Source organism: Caballeronia sp. LZ043 (assembly GCF_031451075.1).
In the GTDB taxonomy this organism is placed as follows: domain Bacteria; phylum Pseudomonadota; class Gammaproteobacteria; order Burkholderiales; family Burkholderiaceae; genus Caballeronia.
The window spans coordinates 105,192-124,178 of sequence record NZ_JARUXT010000004.1 but is presented as its reverse complement, the minus strand read 5'-3'; the positions used below and the strand labels follow the sequence as shown (position 1 = coordinate 124,178).

Below are 18,987 nucleotides of genomic sequence, written 5' to 3'. Positions count from 1 at the left end.
CACGGACCATAGCATGCCGCGCAAGGCCTTGTCACATCGGGCTCCGCGGCTCGAAAGGCCTGCTTTCCGGCGCGGCAGATGTTACAAAACACCGCCGCAGGCGCATTTTCAACGAGGTAAGAATGACTGATTTTTCCGGCTCCCGCGTGCTTGTCACCGGCGCTTCGGGGTTCGTCGGGTCCGCGGTTGCGCGGCTCGCCATCGAACGCGGCTTCGACGTGCGCGTGCTCGTGCGCAAGACCAGCCCGCGCAAGAACGTCGAGTCGCTGAACGCGGAAATCGTGGTCGGCGACATGCGCGACGAGGCCTCGATGCGCGCCGCGCTCAAGGACGTGCGCTTCCTGTTCCACGTCGCGGCCGATTACCGCATCTGGGCGCCGGACCCAAGCGAGATCGAACGCGCCAATCTCGAAGGCACCGAGGCCACGATGCGCGCCGCACTGGCGGAAGGCGTGGAGCGCATCGTCTATACGAGCAGCGTCGCGACGCTCAAGGTGACGAGTTCGGGCGCCATCGCCGACGAAACCATGCCTTCGAACCCGCAGAGCACCATCGGCGCCTACAAGCGCAGCAAGGTGCTGGCGGAACGCGCGGTCGAACGCATGGTCGCGCAGAACGCGTTGCCGGCCGTGATCGTCAATCCGTCCACGCCGATCGGACCGCGCGACGTGCGTCCCACGCCGACCGGGCGCATCATCGTGGAAGCGGCGACGGGCAAGATTCCGGCTTTCGTCGACACGGGCCTCAATCTCGTCCACGTCGATGACGTCGCCAACGGCCATTTCCTGGCGCTGGAACGCGGGCGGATCGGCGAGCGCTACATATTGGGCGGCGAGAACCTGCCCCTGCAGCAGATGCTCACGGATATCGCGGGTTTCGTCGGCCGCAAGCCGCCAACCATCAAACTGCCGCGCGGGCCGCTGTATCCCGTCGCGATCGGCGCGGAACTGTTCGCCAAGTTCAGCGGCAAGGAACCGATGGTGACCGTCGACGCACTACGTATGTCGAAGAACAAGATGTACTTCACCTCGGCGCGCGCCGAAAGCGAACTCGGCTATTGCGCGCGGCCGTACCGCGAGGGACTGAAGGACGCGCTCGACTGGTTTCGCACGAACGGATATCTCACGGTGTGAAGCATCGAATCATTTCGTGAAACGGCCCGGCACGCGGCGCTGGCGGCAAACATTGCAGGTCTTCTATAAGACTTGAAAAATGTTAAGTTGTTGATAAAGCAATAAAAACGCCTGTTTTTGCGGTTTTCACGGGGCTGCTTTCACACGCGAGCCACGCAATTTCAGGCAGAATAGCGGTTTGTTGCCGGAGGGGTCATTCAGGCCGGCGGTTTTTTCCAACCCGTTTTCGGATGTCGAGACAAGCGATGAGTAATCAGCAACCCACCATCATCTACACCCTGACCGACGAAGCTCCGCTGCTCGCAACCAGCGCCTTTCTGCCGATCATCCGTACTTTCGTGGCGCCGGCCGGCGTCAATGTCGAGACCAGCGACATTTCGGTCGCGGCCCGCATTCTCGGCGAATTCCCCGAATTCCTGACCGATGAGCAGAAAGTCCCCGACAACCTCGCCGAGCTCGGCCGCCTGACCCAGCTCGACGACACCAACATCATCAAGCTGCCGAACATCAGCGCCTCGCAGCATCAGCTGACGAGCGCGATCAAGGAACTCCAGTCGAAGGGCTACAAGCTGCCCAACTTCCCGGAAGAGCCGAAGAACGACGAGGAAAAGGCCATTCGCCAGCGCTATTCCAAGTGTCTCGGCTCGGCGGTGAACCCGGTGCTGCGCGAAGGCAATTCGGACCGCCGCGCGCCGCTCGCCGTCAAGAACTATGCGAAAAAGCACCCGCACAGCATGGGCGAGTGGAGCATGGCTTCGCGCACGCACGTCGCGCACATGAAGCATGGCGACTTCTATCACGGCGAAAAGTCGATCACGAACGACAAGGCCCGCGAAGTCCGCATGGAACTCGTCACGAAGGGCGGCGAGACCATCGTCCTCAAGCCGAAGGTCAAGCTGCAGGACGGCGAGATCGTCGACAGCATGTTCATGAGCAAGAAGGCGCTGGTCGAGTTCTATGAAGACCAGATGGAAGACGCGCGCAAGACCGGCGTGATGCTGTCGCTGCACGTAAAGGCGACCATGATGAAGGTGTCGCACCCGATCGTCTTCGGTCACGCCGTGAAGGTGTTCTACAAGGACGCGTTCGCCAAGCACGCCAAGCTGTTCGAGGAACTCGGCATCAACGTCAACAACGGTCTCGTGGATCTGTATTCGAAGATCGAGACGCTGCCGGAATCGCAGCGCGACGAAGTCATCCGCGACATGCACGCGTGCCACGAGCATCGTCCGGCGCTGGCCATGGTGGATTCGGCCAAGGGCATCTCGAACCTGCACGCGCCGAACGACGTGATCGTCGACGCATCGATGCCCGCGATGATCCGCGCCGGCGGCAAGATGTGGGGCGCCGATGGCCGTCCGCAAGACACGAAGTGCCTGATTCCGGAAAGCACCTTCGCCCGCATCTATCAGGAAATCATCAACTTCTGCAAGACCAACGGCGCGTTCGACCCTAAGACCATGGGCACGGTGCCGAACGTCGGCCTGATGGCGCAGAAGGCCGAAGAGTACGGCTCGCACGACAAGACCTTCGAGATTCCGCAGGACGGCACGGCGCGCATCGTCGACAACGCGACGAACGAAGTCATCGAAGCGCTCACGCAGCAAGTGGAACAGGGCGACATCTGGCGCATGTGCCTCGTGAAGGACGCGCCGATCCGCGACTGGATCAAGCTCGCCGTCACGCGCGCGAAAAACTCGGGCATGCCGGCCGTGTTCTGGCTCGACCCGTATCGTCCGCACGAGAACGAACTCATCAAGAAGGTCGAGACCTACCTCAAGGACTATGACCTGACGGGCCTCGAGATCCACATCATGTCGCAAGTGCGTGCGATGCGTTACACGCTCGAACGCGTGATCCGCGGCATGGACACCATCTCGGTGACCGGCAACATCCTGCGCGACTACCTCACCGACCTGTTCCCGATCATGGAACTCGGCACCAGCGCGAAGATGCTGTCCATCGTCCCGCTGATGGCCGGCGGCGGCCTGTATGAAACGGGCGCGGGCGGCTCGGCGCCGAAGCACGTGCAGCAGCTCGTGCAGGAAAACCACCTGCGCTGGGACTCGCTGGGCGAATTCCTGGCGCTGGCAGTGTCGCTCGAAGAACTCGGCATCAAGAACGACAACGCGCGTGCGAAGCTCGTCGCGAAGGCGCTGGATGCCGCCACCGGCAAGCTGCTCGACAACAACAAGAGCCCGTCGCCGAAAACCGGCCAGTTGGATAACCGCGGCAGCCAGTTCTATCTCGCGATGTACTGGGCGCAGGAACTGGCATCGCAGTCGGAAGATCGCGAACTGGGTCAACGCTTCGCGCCGCTCGCGAAGACGCTTGCTGACAACGAGCAGAAGATCATCGACGAACTGAACGCGGTGCAGGGCAAGGAAGCGGATATCGGCGGCTACTACCAGCCGGACGAGCAGAAGCTTGCAGCCGTCATGCGTCCGAGCAAGACGCTCAACGCCGCGCTGGAGCAGGCGGCCAGCGCGAAGTAAGGCAGTACCAAGGCAGTACCAAGGCAGTACCGGCGTATCCGCGTCATGCGGATGCGCTTCCGCTGGACCGGCCTCCCGAAAGGGTCGCCGGTCCTGTTTTTTGTGGCGGCGGAAAGTGTCGCGTTATCCGCACGTTCGGAGCAATTGGTTACAACCTGCATCGGCCTCGCCAAAGACGAGCGGGTAGAATCGGTGCCTCGCCGCAAGCTCGCAAGTCAAAGACACCATTCGCATGAACCTACACGACCAGCTCGGCGCGCTGGAGTCGAGCCTCGACACGCTCCTTCAGACCGCCTCCGCTTCTGCTTCTGCTTCTGCCTCAGTTACCGCTTCTGCCGTCGAACCCCGTGAAGCCGCCGACAGCGCTCCCGCCGAACCGCCCGCGCTGAACCGCGACGCCTCCGCACCCGCCGAACCGCCCGCGCTGAACGAAGCGCCGCGGCTCGTCGTGTCGCGGCCGGATCGCGACGCCATCGAAATGACGATTGCGGGCAAAACGGTCAAGCTGGGGCCGGAAGGGGTATCGGAACTGATCGAAGAGCTCTCGAACGTGCGCGCCTCAATGACGCCTGAACAGCCCGCCGGGATTGCGCCGGGCTGGCGCTTCGCCGCGACCAAGAACCCGGTCATGGCGACGCAGAAATACGCCAACGGCGACCGCCTGCTGGTCCTGCGTCACGGCGGACACGGCTGGGTGCCGTTCACGTTTTCGCCGAACATGGTCGTCGAGCTGTACGCCATGCTGACGAAGAAGTGAGGCGGCTTCGTCGCGAAGCCGCCCGGTATATGGGATTTACAAACCTTCCTGCGTCGGCGCCTGCACCCGCGCCTTCCACTGCCCGCCCTTCCCGCTCCAGTAACGCACGGCCGAGCCGATCGTCGCGCTGACATAGAACAACGCGACCAGCGGCAGCAGCGGCGCCCACAGCAGCGACCTGCGGTAGTAACGCAGCATCGGCCCGTAGGCGATGCACATCAGCGCCCAGGCCACGCACGCGGGCCAGGCGCGCGCGCCCATCGCCAGGGACAGCAGCGGCGGCGCCAGATAGATGACCACCATGCCAATCACCGTGCCGATCAGCAGCAACGGCGAGTAACGCAACTGCGTGAACGCCGTGCGCGCGATCATGTTCCAGACGTCGCGCCAGCTGTCGTAGGGACGCAGCGATTCGCTGGTCTGCGCGAGGTCGAGGCGGATCGGACGCGCGGCGTTGCGGCCGAAACGATGCTTGATGCGCTCGGCGAGACTGCAATCGTCGATCAGTTCCTGACGGATCGATTCGATCCCGCCCGCCTCGGCCAGCGCCGAACGCCGCACCAGCATGCAGCCGCCCGCAGCACCGGAAGTGGCCTTGCGCACGTCGTTCACCCAGGCAAACGGATAAAGCTTCGCAAAGAAGAACACGAAGGCCGGAATCAGCGCCTTTTCCCACAGCGAATCGCAGCGCAGGCGGACCATCAGCGACACCAGATCGCGGTCTTCGAGAATCGTGCGCGCGACGAGTTGCGTGGCGGCATCGGCGGGATGGTGGATGTCGGCGTCGGTGAGGAGCAGATATTCGGCGGGCAGCCCGAGCGAATCAATCGCGCCGATGCCCTGCGACTGCGCCCACACCTTGCCCGACCAGCCCGGCGGCAGCGGCTGCGCGGTCAGCACGGTCAGGCGGTCTTCGAGCCCGAGATCGCGGGCGGCGGCGAGGGCGACGCCCGCGGTGTCGTCGGTGCTGTGGTCATCGACGACGATCACGTGGAACGCGCCCGCATAGTCCTGCTTGAGCAGCGAGCCGACCGCGCGGCCGATGACATCGGCTTCGTTGCGCGCCGGCACCACCGCGACGAGCGCCGGCCACGCGCCGCGCCGCGCGATTTCCGCGCTGCCGACGGCGTGAATGGTCGTACCGGACAACGCCGGAACGGGCTCGGCGCGCCAGAACCCGCCGCGCGCGAACAGCAGCACGAGCCAGATCAGGAGGGACAGCCAGGCAATCAGTAGCATGTTTCAGGTGTTTAGCTGGGGTAAGAACGGGAAAAGCAAGGCGGAGCGGTTTCAACCGGCTCCTGACGTGACGACGCGGGCGTTGCGCGACCGGCACGAGGGGCAGGCCGGCGCGTGGATGCGCTTTAAAACGCCACCCGGCACGGCCGCGCCTGACCGAAAGCGACCGACAGTCTACTGGGTTCTGAAAAGCGCCGTATTTGCGTGCGCCGCGGCGCGCCGTCGGCCATGGCAGGCAGTGAGCGCCCGAAAAGGGAACGCGTTAGAATACGCGGTCAACTTAGGCGCGCAGACCCATCCCCAACATGTCTTTTTTTCCGGTCTGCTGTTTTGGTTATTGCGCCGTTTGTCAAGTGTCGGGTTAAACAGTCGTCACGCAACCTGAATTGCTGGAAAAGCGCGCCGGAATCATGCGAGCTCGCCGCCGGCCAACCCCGAAACCCGCGTCAGTCGGAGTTCGTTCGAATATGCGTATCATCCTTGCTCAACCCCGCGGCTTTTGTGCGGGCGTGGTCCGTGCGATCGAGATCGTCGATCGGGCCCTCGAACGGCATGGCGCACCCGTCTATGTGCGTCATGAGATCGTTCACAATCGTCATGTGGTCGACAATCTGCGCAGCAAGGGTGCACGCTTCGTCGAGGAACTGGACGAAGTGCCTCACGGCGCGGTAGCCATCTTCAGCGCGCACGGCGTGGCGCGCAGCGTCGAGAAAGATGCCGACGCACGCGGTCTCGATGTGCTCGACGCCACCTGCCCGCTCGTCACCAAGGTTCACGTGCAGGGGCGGCAATATGTCTCGCAGGGCCGCACGCTGATTCTGATCGGCCACGCCGGACATCCGGAAGTGGAAGGCACCATCGGCCAGATTCCGGGCAAGGTGGTGCTGGTGCAGAGCGAGGCGGAAGTCGAGAAGCTGACGCTCGACATCGATACCCCGGTGGCGTACGTCACGCAAACCACGCTGTCAGTGGACGACACGCGCGGCATCATCGACGCGCTGCAGCGCCGTTTTACGGATATCGTCGGGCCGGATACGCGCGATATCTGTTACGCGACGCAAAACCGGCAGGCCGCGGTGCGCGAGCTGTCGGATCAGGTGGACGTGTTGCTCGTCGTGGGCGCCACCAATAGTTCCAATTCGAACCGTCTGCGGGAAATCGGCGCCGAAAGCGGCGTGCCGAGCTACCTCGTGGCGGACGGTTCGGAGATCAGGCCGGAATGGTTCGCCGACGTGCAGACAGTCGGCATCACCGCAGGCGCATCGGCGCCTGAAGAAATGGTCAAACATGTGATCGATGCCCTGCGCGCGTTCGGACCCGTCGAAGTCACGACGATGAACGGCCGCGAGGAAAAGGTCGAATTCAAACTCCCCGCGAAGCTCATGCAACCGCTCGCCGCCGTCGCGGCCACGGCCATTCGCGAAGAATAAGGAGAGCAGGCAATTGTCTATTCCGATGCTTCAGAAGGCGCGTGTCGGCGCCTACATCTTCAAGCAGCACTTGAGCCGCAACAAGCGCTATCCGCTCGCGCTGATGCTCGAACCGCTGTTCCGCTGCAATCTCGCCTGTAACGGCTGCGGCAAGATCGACTATCCGGATCCGATCCTGAACCAGCGCCTGTCGCTGGAAGAGTGTCTCGGCGCGGTCGACGAGTGCGGCGCGCCGGTCGTTTCCATCGCAGGCGGCGAGCCGCTGCTGCACAAGGAAATGCCGCAGATCGTCAAGGGCATCATGGCGCGCAAGAAGTTCGTGTATCTCTGCACGAACGCGCTGCTGATGGAAAAGAAGATGGACGACTACGAGCCGAGCCCGTATTTCGTCTGGTCCGTCCACCTGGACGGCGACCGCGAGGCGCACGATCACTCGGTGTCGCAGCCGGGCACGTATGACAAGGCGGTCGCGGCCATCAAGGAAGCGAAGCGCCGTGGCTTCCGCGTGAACATCAACTGCACGCTGTTCAACGACGCCGAGCCGGAGCGTGTGGCGAAGTTCTTCGACACGCTGGGCCCGATCGGCGTGGACGGGATCACGGTGTCGCCGGGCTACGCGTATGAACGCGCGCCGGACCAGCAGCACTTCCTGAACCGCGACAAGACCAAGACGCTGTTCCGCGAAATTTTCAAGCGCGGCAACAACGGCAAGAACTGGTCGTTCAGCCAGTCGACGCTGTTCCTCGACTTCCTCGCGGGCAATCAGACGTATGAATGCACGCCGTGGGGCAACCCGGCGCGCACGGTGTTCGGCTGGCAGAAGCCGTGCTATCTGGTCGGCGAAGGCTACGTGAAGACCTTCAAGGAGCTGATGGAAACCACCGACTGGGACAAGTACGGCACGGGCAAGTACGAGAAGTGCGCGGACTGCATGGTCCACTGCGGCTTCGAAGCGACGGCCGTGATGGACACGGTGGCGCATCCGCTCAAGGCGGCGAAGATCGCGCTGCGAGGTCCGCGTACGACGGGCGCGTTCGCGAAGGACCTGCCGTTCGACAAGCAGCGCCCGGCTGAATACGTGTTCTCGAAGCATGTGGAGATCAAGCTGGAAGAGATCGGACGCATGCAGAAGAACAAGGGCGCGAAAACGGCGGCTGTGGCGAATTAAGGCGGCTGCGTACTCGTCAGAGTGGAAGGCGGATGACGATGAGTCATCCGCCTTTTTTCGTTTCTTTCGCTTTCTGGTTTTGAGCGCGCTCCGGTCTTCGAGGCTCACGGGTTTGAATGGGTCGATATAAAGCAGAACACTTCCCCGCAACTTTTAAGCGGCGAGAGCGTCCTTGCTCACCCAAGGCTCGCTGGTTTTACGCTGTTCAATCTCAGACATTGCAACTGCTCCTCCAAGACTCCGATTAGAACCATTCCGAACAAAGTCTAAGAGAACTGTTTCGTCGTTTATGGTGGCAAGCGCGTCATAAATTGTGCGAGAGACGCAAAACAAAAACGCGACGGCTCATCACCGTCGCGTTCTCTTCAACACCGAAGCAGCCCCTCACCTCAACAACACTTCCCCGCCCCCGTCCCGTACCTCGCTTCCTGCCGCTCGCGAAAAAACTCCGCATACGACATCACCGCCTGGTCAGGATGCGTCGCCTGCATGTGCGTGACGTAGGCATCATAGTCCGGCATCCCGACCATCAGGCGCATTGCCTGGCCGAGATACCGTCCCGCTTGTCGAATATCGTCGAACATCACCGCGTCCTCAATGTCCCGAGCGCACTGCCGCGCCCGCACCCGAAGGCATCGGCTCGAACGGCGTTTCGCGCACCGTCGGACGGGCTTCGCGACGCGCACGCAGCACCGCCATCACGCCGTACACCGCGATGCTCAACACCACGAAGATGAACAGGCCCGCAAGCGCCGCATCGACATAGTCATTGAAGATGATCCGCTGCATCTCCGGCAGCGACTTGGCCGGCGCCATCACCTTACCCGCGTCGTAGGCGTCGCGCAGCTTGCCGGCGTGCGCGAGGAAACCGATCTTCGGATTGGCATCGAAGATCTTCTGCCAGCCCGCGGTCAGCGTGCAGATCAGCAGCCATGCGGCCGGCACGAGCGTCACCCATGCATAACGCTCGCGCTTCATCTTGAACAGCACGACAGTGCCGAGGATCAACGCGATACCCGCGAGCATCTGGTTCGAGATGCCGAACAACGGCCACAACGTATTGATGCCGCCGAACGGATCGACCACGCCCTGATACAGGAAGTAACCCCAGGCGGCCACGCACAGCGCCGTCGCGATCAGGTTGGCCGGCAGCGATTCCGTGCGGCGCAGCGCCGGATGGAACGTGCCGAGCAGGTCTTGCAGCATGAAGCGGCCGGCACGGGTGCCCGCATCGACGGCCGTCAGGATGAAGAGCGCCTCGAACAGGATGGCGAAGTGATACCAGAACGCCATCATCGCCTCGCCGCCAATCACCTGGTGAAGAATGTGCGCCATGCCGACCGCGAGCGTCGGCGCGCCGCCGGCCCGCGCGACGATGGTGGTCTCGCCCACCGCCTTCGCCGTCGAGGTCAGCATGTCCGGCGTCAGCATGAAGCCCCACCCCGATACCGTCTGCGCGACCGCTTCCGGCGTGCTGCCCAGCAGCGCGGCCGGGCTGTTCATCGCGAAGTAGATGCCCGGCTCGATCACGCAGGCGGCGACCAGCGCCATGATCGCGACGAACGATTCCATCAGCATCGCGCCATAGCCGATGAAGCGCATGTTGATTTCGTTGTCGATCATCTTGGGCGTCGTGCCCGACGAGATCAGCGCATGAAAACCCGATACGGCGCCGCATGCGATCGTGATGAAGAGGAACGGGAACAGATTGCCCGACCACACCGGACCGCTGCCGTCGACGAACTTTGTGAACGCCGGCATCTTCAGTTCGGGCGCGACGATCAGGATGCCGATCGCGAGGCCCACGATGGTGCCGATCTTGAGGAAGGTCGAGAGATAGTCGCGCGGCGCGAGCAGCAGCCACACCGGCAGGACGGAAGCGATAAAGCCATAGCCGACCAGGATCCACACGAACTGCGTGCCGGTGAACGTGAACCACGGCGCGATGGCCGGCGAAGCAGCGACGTGTCCGCCGAACGTGATCGCGAGCATCAGCAGCACGAAGCCGACGATGGACACTTCGCCGATCCGTCCCGGACGGATATAGCGCGTGTACAGGCCCATGAAAATCGCGATGGGAATCGTCGCCGCAACGGTAAAGGTGCCCCACGGTGAATTCGTCAGCGCCTTCACAACGATCAGCGCAAGCACCGCGAGAATGATCACCATGATGAGGAACGTGCCGAACAGCGCGATCACGCCCGGCACGGTGCCGAGTTCCATCTTGATGAGATCGCCGAGCGAGCGTCCGTCGCGGCGCGTCGAGATGAACAGGATCACGAAGTCCTGCACCGCGCCCGCGAACACGACGCCGGCCAGAATCCACAGCATGCCGGGCGTGTAGCCCATCTGCGCGGCCAGCACCGGACCGACCAGCGGACCCGCACCCGCGATGGCCGCGAAGTGATGTCCGAACAGCACGTATTTGTTGGTGGGAACGTAATCGAGGCCGTCGTTGTGACGAACGGCGGGCGTCATGCGCAGGCCGTCGAGTTGCAGCACCTTGCCCGCGATGAAACGCGAATACAGCCGGTAAGCGATGAGATAGACACAGACCGCCGCGATGACGATCCACAGTGCGCTGATGCGTTCGCCGTGCGCGAGCGCGATGGTGCCGAATGCGAACGCGCCCAGCAGCGCGAGCGCAATCCAGACCAGGAATCCTGAAGCCCGATTCATGGCGTCTCCTTGTTTGTATGACCTTGGGAGCCAGGCTCCGTAGTCGTGCCATGCGCCACGATGACGCATTGGGCGGTAGTATTCGCTTTCGCCGGAACGCTTACAAGCGCATGACTACGTACGCGCGCTGCGTGCCTTCACGTAGCGGAAAACCCTGTTGCAATGAATCTCAAGGTCAAAATCTTCCTGCTCGCCATCGTGCCGTTCGCGCTCGCGATCGGCGGCATCACCTACGGCGTGCGGCAGCAGGCGCAGTCGCTCGCGCAGGTTCAGCACGCCACCACGCAGGCCGCGTACGTCTCGAGCAAGGAAATCGAGCTGCGGCATTACGTCGAGATCGCGAAGAGCACGATCGCGCCGTTCTATGGCCCGCCCCCCGGCGACCCGCGCAGCGACGAAGAACGCCGTCGCCTCGCACTCGACGCGCTGCAACGGCTCGACTTCGGCCAGGACGGCTATTTCTTCGTCTACACGATGCACGGCCTGTCACTGATGCATCCGCGCCAGCCCGATCTCGTCGGCCGCGATCTATGGCTGATGCGCGATCCCAACGGCGCACTGACCATTCAGGAACTCGTCCGCCAGGCATCGCAAGGCGGAGGCTATGTGCGCTACCTGTGGCGCAGGCCATCGACGGGATTGCTCGCGCCCAAGCTCGGCTATGTCGTGCCGCTCGAACGCTGGGGCTGGATGATCGGCACCGGCATCTATCTCGAAGACGTGGAAACGACGCTCGCGCGCATCGACGACCGCGCCGCCTCGAATATCGCGCGCACGCTGACGTGGATCGGCGTCATTGCGCTGGCCGCGCTCGCCGTCATCGCGATCTGCGCCGCCGTGCTCAACATCAGCGAGCACCGCAGCGCCGACGCCAAGCTCAGGCGCCTCGCGCGGCAAGTGGTGGAATCGCAGGAACAGGAACGCGCGCGCCTCTCGCGCGAACTGCACGACGGCATCAGCCAGATGCTGGTATCGGTGAAGCTGCTGCTCGAATCGGCGCTGGCCCGCTTCGAACGCAGCGCGGCGCGCGAACCCACCGCGGAAGCCGCGCTCTCGACCGGTCTCGGGCGGCTCGCCGGGACGCTGCGCGAAGTGCGGCGCATCTCCCACGCGCTGCGCCCCGCGATGCTCGACGACCTCGGCCTCGCCGCCGCGCTCGAACAACTCGCGCGCGAATCGAACGGTCAGGACGGCATCGAAGTGCTTTTCGACTCGACCGGCACGGGCGAAAGCCTGCCGGACACCATCAACACCGTGCTGTTCCGGATCGCACAAGAAGCGCTCAACAACATCACGCGGCACGCCAAGGCGTCGCGCGCGCAATTGACGCTTGCCGTCGCGAGGCACGCGGTGACGCTCGACATCACGGACAACGGCGTCGGCTTCGACGTGCCCGCCGTGCTGTCCGATCCCATGCGCGGCCTCGGCCTGCGCAACATGCGCGAGCGGCTCGATACACTGGGCGGTGCGCTGCGCATCGACTCGCAACTGGGCCGTACGGTCATCGTCGCGAGCGTGCCGCTGCCGCTCGCCGCACCCAATCTCCAAGGACACGCCGATGAGCGCTGAACCCGCCCGCCTGATTCTCGTCGACGATCATCCGCTGGTGCGCGACGGCCTGCGCGCGCGCCTCGATTCCGTGCCGCATCTGCGGGTGATCGGCGAAGCGGGCAATGGCCCGGATGCACTGGCCCTCGCCGCCGACGAGGCGAATCCGCCCGATCTCGTGCTGATGGACGTGGGCATGGCGGGCATGAGCGGGATCGAGCTGGCGGCACGCTTCCACGAGCGCTTTCCGGACATCCGCGTGCTGATGTTGTCGATGCACGACAACGTCGAGTACGTCATGCAGGCAGTGCGCGCGGGCGCGAGCGGCTATGTGCTGAAGGATTCGCCGGCGACGGAAATCATCCAGGCCATCGACGCGGTGCTCGCCGGCCGGACCTTCTTCAGCGCCGGCGTGGCGGCGCGCATGATCCAGGCACGTTCAATGCAAACCCCGCTCGAACGCCTGACGCCGCGCGAACTCGAGATTCTCGACGCGCTGGCGCAAGGCCTCTCGAGCAAGCAGATCGCGCAACAGCACGGGCTGTCGGTGCGCACGGTAGAAACGCACCGGCTGAATTTGAAGCGCAAACTGGATATAGACGGCCAGGCCGAGCTGATCAAATTCGCGGTAGAGCACCGCCGACGCTAGCGCGTCAGCCCGCCGAACGGGCGTTGTGCTCGGCGAGGAACTTGATCAGGGCATCGACGCCGCCCTTCTGCAACTGCCCCGCGAATTGTTGCTGATAGACCTGGATGAGCCACGCGCCCATCATGTCGATGTCATAGATTTTCCAGCCCTGCGGGGTCTTCTGCAGACGGTAGCGCACCGGGTTGTCGCCGCCCGTGGAGATGACGTGCGATTCGACCACCGTGTCCTTGGTGTTGGCATCGATGTTGGGCGAGTCGAACTTGAATTTCACGTCCTGGTCGCGCAGTTGCGACAGGGACGCCGCGTAGGTGTGGACCAGCAGCGTCTGGAACTGGTCATACAGCTGCTTCTGTTGCTCGGGCGTGGCGCTGGCCCAGGCCTTGCCCACCGCGATGCGCGTCGTGCGCTGGAAGTCGGTGGCGGGCAGGAAGCGGGTCTGGACGAGCTGCGTGATCTTCGCCATGTCGCCGCCGCGCGCCTGCGGGTCGGCCTTCATCGCGTCGACCGTGCCCTCCACCGCGTTCTTGACGACGGCATCGGGACTCGTTTGTGCGGCTGCCTCGCCCGTGAAGGCCACCGAGGCAAGGAGGAAAGCGAAGCAAATGGACAGATAGCGTTTCATGGCACCCGTTCTCTGATCTGGTTTGTTGGCGTGGGCTCTACGGCCCTGGACGTTGCACAAGGCTGCCGCCGGCTGGTGCAGCAAGTATATCGACACCGCAGCGCCGCGACAGTTCAAGCGCGGACAGTGCTGAAGCGCCCGCTATACTTGCGCGGCACACCGCGTCGTTTGATCGGAGCGATGCGCTTTCCGGCGATCGGCATCATGCACTTCGCGCGTAGCAGCAATGCGCAAAAATAACAGGACACACAGGTAGCGTCTTCATGCTGACGTCCAACATCACTCGTTTCGTCACCCTCGCCATCCGCCGCCCGGCCTGGATTATCGCCGTTTCGCTCCTGCTCGGCGTGCTGAGCACGATCTACGTCGTTCATCATTTCAAGATCAGCACCGACGTCAGCCAGCTGATCGAGACCGAACCCGAGTGGGCGGCGCGCAGCAAGGCCATCGACCAGGCCTTTCCGCAGCGCGGAGCCACCTTGCTTATCGTGGTGGAAGCGCCCGCGCAGGAGTTCGCCGACGCCGCCGCGAACCAGCTCGCCGCCGCCCTCGCCAAGGAACCGGAGCGCTTCAAGTCGGTGTCGCAGCCTTCGGGTGGCCCGTTCTTCGAGCACGAAGGCCTGCTCTACCTGCCCGTCGACAAGGTCGAGCAAGTGACGAAGCAGCTCGTCTCGGCGCGTCCGCTCATCAACACGCTTGCCCACGACCCGACGCTCACCGGTCTCGCGCAGACGCTCAACACCACGCTCAACCTGCCGCTGACGCTTGGCCAGGTCAATCTCGGCCAGATGGCCGGCCTGCTCGGCCATGCCAACACCGTGCTGACACACGTGCTGGCCAATCAACCGGCCGCGTTCTCTTGGCGCCAACTGGCGGATTCGGGTTCGTCGAACAAGGATGCGCCGGGACGTGCCTTCATCACCGTCCTGCCCGACCTGGACTTCAACGCGCTGAAGGCGGCGGCGGGCACATCGGACGAGATCCGCGCGAAAGCCGCCGAACTTGGCCTCGACAAAAAGTATGGCGCCAGCCTGCATCTGACCGGCGCGCAGCCGCTCGCCGACGAGGAATTCGCATCCGTGCAGGACGGCGCCGCGCTCAACGGCGTGCTGACCTTTCTGGTCGTGCTGATGATCCTGTGGGTCGCGCTGCGCTCGAAACGCATGATTCTCGCGGTGTTCATCACGCTGTTCGTCGGCCTGGCGATCACGGCCGCGCTCGGTCTCATGATGGTCCACGCGCTGAACATGATCTCGGTGGCGTTCATGGTGCTGTTCGTCGGGCTGGGCGTGGATTTCGGCATCCAGTTCGGCGTGAAATACCGCGAGGAGCGCTACAAGCACAAGCGGCTCGACGTCTCGCTCGCGGAAACCGCACGCCATGTGGCCGTGCCGCTGACGCTCGCCGCCACCGCGACCGCCGCAAGCTTCTTCTCGTTCCTGCCGACCGCCTATCGCGGCGTGTCGGAACTGGGCCTGATCGCGGGCGTCGGCATGTTCGTCGCGTACCTCACCAACATGACGCTGCTGCCCGCGCTGATCAAGGTGTTCGCGCCGCCGGGCGAGGCGCACTCGCCGGGCTTTCCGGTGCTCGCACCCGTCGATGAATTCCTCGACAAGCATCGCAAGCCGGTGCTGATCGGCACGCTGGTCGTGGTGATCGGCGCGCTGCCGCTGCTGTTCAACCTGCGCTTCGACTTCAATCCGCTGCATCTGAAGGATCCGCACACCGAGTCGATGGCAACGCTGCTTTCGCTCAAGGATTCGCCCGAAGGCGCGGTCAACGATGTCGCGGTGCTGGCGCCCTCGCTTGCCGATGCCGACCGTATTGCCGCGAAGCTGGACAAGCTGCCGGAAGTCGGACGCGCGACCACGCTGTCGTCGCTGATCCCCGGCGACCAGCCGCAAAAGCTCGCGCTCATCAAGGCTGCCGCCGACCAGCTGTTGCCCGCGCTCGATCAGCCCACGGCCGCCCCGGCGACGGACGAGATCAGGGTCGCGGCGCTGAAGCGCGTGTCGAGCCAGTTGTCGCTCGCGGCCGACGAGCATCCCGGCCCCGGCGACAAGGAAGCGAAGCAGCTGTCGCAGACGCTCGCGCAGCTTGCCCAGGCTGATGCCGCTACCCGCGACCGCGCCGACCACGCACTGGCCGACCCGTTGCGCATCGCGCTCGCGCAACTGCGTTCGCTGCTGACGCCCAGCGAAATCACTCGCGCGAGCCTGCCCCCGCAGATGGTCGAGACCTGGGTGACGCCGCAGGGACAGGCGCTCGTCGATGTCTCGCCGAAGATTCCTCCCGGCGCCGATCCGAACGACGACGCGCTGCTCGCCCGCTTCGCCGATGCTGTCCAGAAGGCCGAGCCGGACGCGATCGGCGGGCCGATTTCAGTGCGCCATTCGGCGGAGACCATCATCAAGTCGTTCCAGCAGGCGGCGCTGTACTCGCTGGCCGCGATCACGGTGCTGCTGTGGATCGCACTTCGCCGTTTTGGCGACGTTCTGAGAACTTTGGTACCGTTGCTCGTTTCCGCGATCGTGACGCTGGAGCTGTGCGTTGTCTTCAGGATGCCGCTCAACTTTGCGAACATCATCGCGTTGCCGCTCATGCTGGGCGTGGGCGTCGCGTTCAAGATCTACTTCGTGATGGCGTGGCGCTCCGGCCAGACGCGCCTGCTGCAATCGAGTCTCACGCACGCCGTGATGTTCAGCGCGGCCACCACCGCAACCGCATTCGGCAGCCTGTGGTTCTCGCATCATCCGGGCACCTCCAGCATGGGGCGGCTGCTGGCGCTGTCGCTGTTTTGCACGCTGGTCGGCGCCGTGGTCTTCCAGCCGGTCCTGATGGGCAAACCGCGCCGCGTACGCGCCGCGGACCGGGCCAGGCTGCGCGCGGCTCAACGGCATGACAACCTAAGAGGAATTGAAGAATGAAGTCGGGATCGACGGCGTTGACCCCTCGCGCAGTGCGCAACCTGGGAATGGGACTGGCAATCGCGGGCATGCTCGCCACCAGCGGCTGCGCAACCGGCCCGGACCGCAATCCGCGCGATCCGCTCGAGCCGATGAACCGCAAGATCTTCACGTTCAACGACACGCTCGACACCTACGTGGCGAAGCCCGTCGCGCAGTTCTACGTGGATTACACGCCGAGCCCGTTCCGCACCGCCGTCAGCAACTTCTTCTCGAATCTCGGCGACTTCTCCAACTTCGCCAATAACCTGCTGCAACTGAAGATCACCGATGCCACGGAAGATCTGATGCGCATCGCGATGAACTCGGTGTTCGGGATCGGCGGGCTGATCGATATTGCGTCGCCGGCGGGCCTGCCGAAGCATCACCAGGATTTCGGCCTGACGCTCGGGCACTACGGCGTGCCGTCGGGTCCGTATCTCGTGCTGCCGCTGCTCGGCCCGAGTTCGTTCCGCGACTCGACCACCTGGCTGGTCGACTGGCGCGTGAATCCGATCAGCTATACCGATGCCGACATCCGCTGGCCGCTGTACGGCGTGAATTTCGTCAGCGCGCGGGCCGATCTGATCGGTGCGACCGACCTGCTCTCGGCGGCCGCGCTCGACAAATACGCTTTTGTCCGCGATGCCTACACGCAGCGCCGCCAGTACCTGCTGACTGGCGGCGGCGCGTCGACGCTGCCTGACTACGGCGACGAAGGCGCGAGCGCGCCGGAAGGCGCCAGTGCGCCGCCGGGACAGAGCGGCGGCAGCAGCCAGGAGCAAGGCTTGCCGACGTATGACGATCCGGGCGCGGCCGGAGCAGCCGGGGCGCCGGCGGGCGGCGTCGGCGGCAAGTCGCCCGCGCCTGCGGAAAATGCGCCGCAGGGCGCGCCGTCGCCCAGTTCGAGCAAGGGGCAAGGCCTGCCGCAGTACGACGATCCAGCGGCACAGCCCGCCAAGTAAGTCACTCCAAACGAAAATGGGCGCCGTTCGACGGCGCCCATTTTCATTCAGTGTGCCGCTTCCTCGGCCTGCGCTTCGAACAGATCATCTCCCGACATGGCGGGCGCTTCGACCGGGCCCTGATCGCGCCGATAGGCTTCGAACAGTTCATCGGCATAGCGGATTTTCGTGCGGCCGTGCGGCGCGGGCTCGCCCTGCTGGTTCAGGTTCACGAACACCATCTTCTCGACCGTCAGGATGCTCTTGCGGGTGATCTTGTTGCGCACTTCGGCGCGCAGCGTGATCGACGTGCGGCCGAAATGCGTCGCCGCGATACCCAGTTCGATGATGTCGCCCTGCCGCGCCGAGCTGACGAAGTTGATCTCCGACATGAACTTGGTCACGACGCGCTGATTGTTCAGCTGTGAAATGGCGTAGATGGCGGCTTCTTCGTCGATCCAGCGCAGCAAGCTGCCGCCGAACAACGTGCCATTGGGGTTCAAGTCTTCCGGCTTGACCCACTTGCGAGTATGAAAATTCATTTGATACCTCACTTTCTGCTACTTGCGCCGCGATCTCGACCGAAATCTACGCGCGCGGGTGATTAGGGTTTTCCCTGATTATATCGAGATAGGGGTTAACCCGCAGAAAGCAAGAAATAAAGGAAGCTTCAGTTGCAGGCGAGCGCCCGCGCCGTTACGAGCGCACGGCGAGCCTGAACGAGGGTGTTGCGGGCATCGCGGGCGTCGCCGGCGAGGCGCAGCAAGCCGCCCAGTTGCGACGGCTGGCGCAGCAATTCACGCAGGATCGGACCGATGGCCGTGGTTCCGTCGTCCCGCAGGCCAGCCATGGCGGCGGGCGGCAGGCTGCGCCATACCGGATCGACAATCGCGCGGCATACGGCGAACGGCAGACCCCGCGCCTGGGCCATGCTGCCGGCCACGTGCGATTCCATATCGACGGCCAGTGCGCCTGTCGCGCGATGCAGCGCCTGTTTTTCGGCTTCGCCCGTCACCGGCGCGGCAACGCCGGCCATGGGGCCGCGCCGCGTCAGACGCTCCACGGGTGTTCCCGCCAGCGCCGCGACGATGCGCGCGGACCAGGCGGCATCGGTCGGCACTTCACCAAGCGGCCCGCAGACGCTATCCGCAATGATCAACGCGCCCGGCGCGAGATCCGGCGCCAGACCGCCCGCGGTGCCGAAGCTGATGATGCCGGAACAGCCGCGCGCGATGGCCTCGGACAGCGCGCGTTCGAGCCAGTCGCTGCGCGCCGCGAACACGACGTCCACGCCCTGCCCGCGCACGATCTTCGCCTCGAACGCCATGCCGGTCACGGCCACGACGGGCTTGCCGGCAGAAGCACGACCCGCGTC

16 protein-coding genes are annotated in these 18,987 nt (G+C 64.1%); 10 read left to right on the top strand and 6 right to left on the bottom strand.

The window, feature by feature from the left end:
* The first annotated feature begins 122 nt into the window (after nucleotides 1-122).
* The 3 genes from hpnA to QCE64_RS28215 all read left to right on the top strand — a co-directional run bounded on the left by hpnA (nucleotide 123) and on the right by QCE64_RS28215 (nucleotide 4,385).
* The gene (gene hpnA, locus QCE64_RS28225) at nucleotides 123-1,133 is read left to right on the top strand and encodes a hopanoid-associated sugar epimerase (protein WP_310007519.1); all 1,011 of its coding nucleotides are present in this window, start codon (nucleotides 123-125) and stop codon (nucleotides 1,131-1,133) included.
* Nucleotides 1,134-1,378: 245 nt separating this feature from the next.
* The gene (locus tag QCE64_RS28220) at nucleotides 1,379-3,628 is read left to right on the top strand and encodes an NADP-dependent isocitrate dehydrogenase (protein ID WP_310007518.1); all 2,250 of its coding nucleotides are present in this window, start codon (nucleotides 1,379-1,381) and stop codon (nucleotides 3,626-3,628) included.
* A 232-nt stretch (nucleotides 3,629-3,860) separates the two neighbouring features.
* Nucleotides 3,861-4,385, top strand: a complete 525-nt coding sequence (locus QCE64_RS28215; protein WP_309925508.1) for a hypothetical protein — start codon at nucleotides 3,861-3,863, stop codon at nucleotides 4,383-4,385.
* 36 nt (nucleotides 4,386-4,421) lie between these two features.
* Here QCE64_RS28215 and QCE64_RS28210 read toward each other — a convergent pair whose 3' ends face one another.
* Nucleotides 4,422-5,624: a glycosyltransferase gene (locus tag QCE64_RS28210; protein ID WP_310007517.1), complete on the bottom strand. Its 1,203-nt coding sequence runs from the start codon at nucleotides 5,622-5,624 to the stop codon at nucleotides 4,422-4,424.
* Here QCE64_RS28210 and QCE64_RS28205 point away from each other — a divergent pair.
* The 3 genes from QCE64_RS28205 (at nucleotide 5,623) to hpnH (ending at nucleotide 8,222) form a co-directional block, all read left to right on the top strand.
* The gene (locus QCE64_RS28205; RefSeq protein WP_309925503.1) at nucleotides 5,623-6,009 is read left to right on the top strand and encodes a hypothetical protein; all 387 of its coding nucleotides are present in this window, start codon (nucleotides 5,623-5,625) and stop codon (nucleotides 6,007-6,009) included. The genes QCE64_RS28210 and QCE64_RS28205 overlap by 2 nt on opposite strands.
* Nucleotides 6,010-6,091: 82 nt before the next feature.
* Complete coding sequence (ispH, locus tag QCE64_RS28200; protein ID WP_309925502.1) at nucleotides 6,092-7,054, top strand: 4-hydroxy-3-methylbut-2-enyl diphosphate reductase; 963 nt, start codon at nucleotides 6,092-6,094, stop codon at nucleotides 7,052-7,054.
* Between the two features lie 13 nt (nucleotides 7,055-7,067).
* Nucleotides 7,068-8,222, top strand: a complete 1,155-nt coding sequence (hpnH, locus tag QCE64_RS28195; RefSeq protein WP_309819124.1) for an adenosyl-hopene transferase HpnH — start codon at nucleotides 7,068-7,070, stop codon at nucleotides 8,220-8,222.
* Nucleotides 8,223-8,611: 389 nt separating this feature from the next.
* On the opposite strand, the gene QCE64_RS28190 is transcribed toward hpnH, so the two are convergent.
* Both QCE64_RS28190 and QCE64_RS28185 read right to left on the bottom strand, forming a co-directional pair.
* A complete protein-coding gene (locus tag QCE64_RS28190; RefSeq protein WP_310007516.1) occupies nucleotides 8,612-8,806 on the bottom strand; it encodes a YbdD/YjiX family protein in 195 nt (64 codons plus the stop codon).
* 10 nt (nucleotides 8,807-8,816) lie between these two features.
* Nucleotides 8,817-10,901 carry a carbon starvation CstA family protein gene (locus tag QCE64_RS28185; RefSeq protein ID WP_310007514.1) on the bottom strand — a complete coding sequence of 695 codons (2,085 nt, stop codon included), beginning with the start codon at nucleotides 10,899-10,901 and terminating at the stop codon, nucleotides 8,817-8,819.
* A gap of 162 nt (nucleotides 10,902-11,063) precedes the next feature.
* Between QCE64_RS28185 and QCE64_RS28180 the strand changes: the two genes are divergently transcribed.
* On the top strand, nucleotides 11,064-12,470 hold the full coding sequence (locus tag QCE64_RS28180; protein WP_310007511.1) for a cache domain-containing protein: 1,407 nt from the start codon (nucleotides 11,064-11,066) through the stop codon (nucleotides 12,468-12,470).
* Nucleotides 12,460-13,098, top strand: coding sequence for a response regulator transcription factor (locus tag QCE64_RS28175; protein ID WP_309819115.1), 639 nt, complete (start codon nucleotides 12,460-12,462; stop codon nucleotides 13,096-13,098). Before QCE64_RS28180 ends, QCE64_RS28175 begins: the two co-directional genes overlap by 11 nt.
* Nucleotides 13,099-13,102: 4 nt before the next feature.
* On the opposite strand, the gene QCE64_RS28170 is transcribed toward QCE64_RS28175, so the two are convergent.
* Entirely contained in the window at nucleotides 13,103-13,720 is a 618-nt protein-coding gene (locus QCE64_RS28170; RefSeq protein ID WP_310007509.1) for an ABC transporter substrate-binding protein, read from the bottom strand.
* A 263-nt stretch (nucleotides 13,721-13,983) separates the two neighbouring features.
* Between QCE64_RS28170 and QCE64_RS28165 the strand changes: the two genes are divergently transcribed.
* On the top strand, nucleotides 13,984-16,650 hold the full coding sequence (locus QCE64_RS28165) for an MMPL family transporter (RefSeq protein WP_310007507.1): 2,667 nt from the start codon (nucleotides 13,984-13,986) through the stop codon (nucleotides 16,648-16,650).
* A gap of 47 nt (nucleotides 16,651-16,697) precedes the next feature.
* Nucleotides 16,698-17,633, top strand: a complete 936-nt coding sequence (locus QCE64_RS28160) for a VacJ family lipoprotein (RefSeq protein WP_309934313.1) — start codon at nucleotides 16,698-16,700, stop codon at nucleotides 17,631-17,633.
* A gap of 47 nt (nucleotides 17,634-17,680) precedes the next feature.
* Here the strand turns inward: QCE64_RS28160 and QCE64_RS28155 are convergent, their stop codons facing one another.
* Together QCE64_RS28155 and QCE64_RS28150 are read right to left on the bottom strand one after the other, a co-directional pair.
* On the bottom strand, nucleotides 17,681-18,154 hold the full coding sequence (locus tag QCE64_RS28155) for a hotdog domain-containing protein (protein ID WP_309819108.1): 474 nt from the start codon (nucleotides 18,152-18,154) through the stop codon (nucleotides 17,681-17,683).
* 128 nt (nucleotides 18,155-18,282) lie between these two features.
* The gene (locus QCE64_RS28150) at nucleotides 18,283-18,939 is read right to left on the bottom strand and encodes a phosphorylase (protein WP_310008588.1); all 657 of its coding nucleotides are present in this window, start codon (nucleotides 18,937-18,939) and stop codon (nucleotides 18,283-18,285) included.
* Nucleotides 18,940-18,987 lie beyond the last annotated feature (48 nt).

Bases quoted from the DNA above. Each gene is read 5' to 3' on its own strand.
- hpnA (WP_310007519.1), top strand. From the start codon at position 123: ATGACTGATTTTTCCGGCTCCCGCGTGCTTGTCACCGGCGCTTCGGGG.
- QCE64_RS28220 (WP_310007518.1), top strand. From the start codon at position 1,379: ATGAGTAATCAGCAACCCACCATCATCTACACCCTGACCGACGAAGCT.
- QCE64_RS28215 (WP_309925508.1), top strand. From the start codon at position 3,861: ATGAACCTACACGACCAGCTCGGCGCGCTGGAGTCGAGCCTCGACACG.
- QCE64_RS28205 (WP_309925503.1), top strand. From the start codon at position 5,623: ATGTTTCAGGTGTTTAGCTGGGGTAAGAACGGGAAAAGCAAGGCGGAG.
- QCE64_RS28210 (WP_310007517.1), bottom strand. From the start codon at position 5,624: ATGCTACTGATTGCCTGGCTGTCCCTCCTGATCTGGCTCGTGCTGCTG.
- ispH (WP_309925502.1), top strand. From the start codon at position 6,092: ATGCGTATCATCCTTGCTCAACCCCGCGGCTTTTGTGCGGGCGTGGTC.
- QCE64_RS28190 (WP_310007516.1), bottom strand. From the start codon at position 8,806: ATGTTCGACGATATTCGACAAGCGGGACGGTATCTCGGCCAGGCAATG.
- QCE64_RS28185 (WP_310007514.1), bottom strand. From the start codon at position 10,901: ATGAATCGGGCTTCAGGATTCCTGGTCTGGATTGCGCTCGCGCTGCTG.
- QCE64_RS28180 (WP_310007511.1), top strand. From the start codon at position 11,064: ATGAATCTCAAGGTCAAAATCTTCCTGCTCGCCATCGTGCCGTTCGCG.
- QCE64_RS28175 (WP_309819115.1), top strand. From the start codon at position 12,460: ATGAGCGCTGAACCCGCCCGCCTGATTCTCGTCGACGATCATCCGCTG.
- QCE64_RS28170 (WP_310007509.1), bottom strand. From the start codon at position 13,720: ATGAAACGCTATCTGTCCATTTGCTTCGCTTTCCTCCTTGCCTCGGTG.
- QCE64_RS28165 (WP_310007507.1), top strand. From the start codon at position 13,984: ATGCTGACGTCCAACATCACTCGTTTCGTCACCCTCGCCATCCGCCGC.
- QCE64_RS28160 (WP_309934313.1), top strand. From the start codon at position 16,698: ATGGGACTGGCAATCGCGGGCATGCTCGCCACCAGCGGCTGCGCAACC.
- QCE64_RS28155 (WP_309819108.1), bottom strand. From the start codon at position 18,154: ATGAATTTTCATACTCGCAAGTGGGTCAAGCCGGAAGACTTGAACCCC.
- QCE64_RS28150 (WP_310008588.1), bottom strand. From the start codon at position 18,939: ATGGCGTTCGAGGCGAAGATCGTGCGCGGGCAGGGCGTGGACGTCGTG.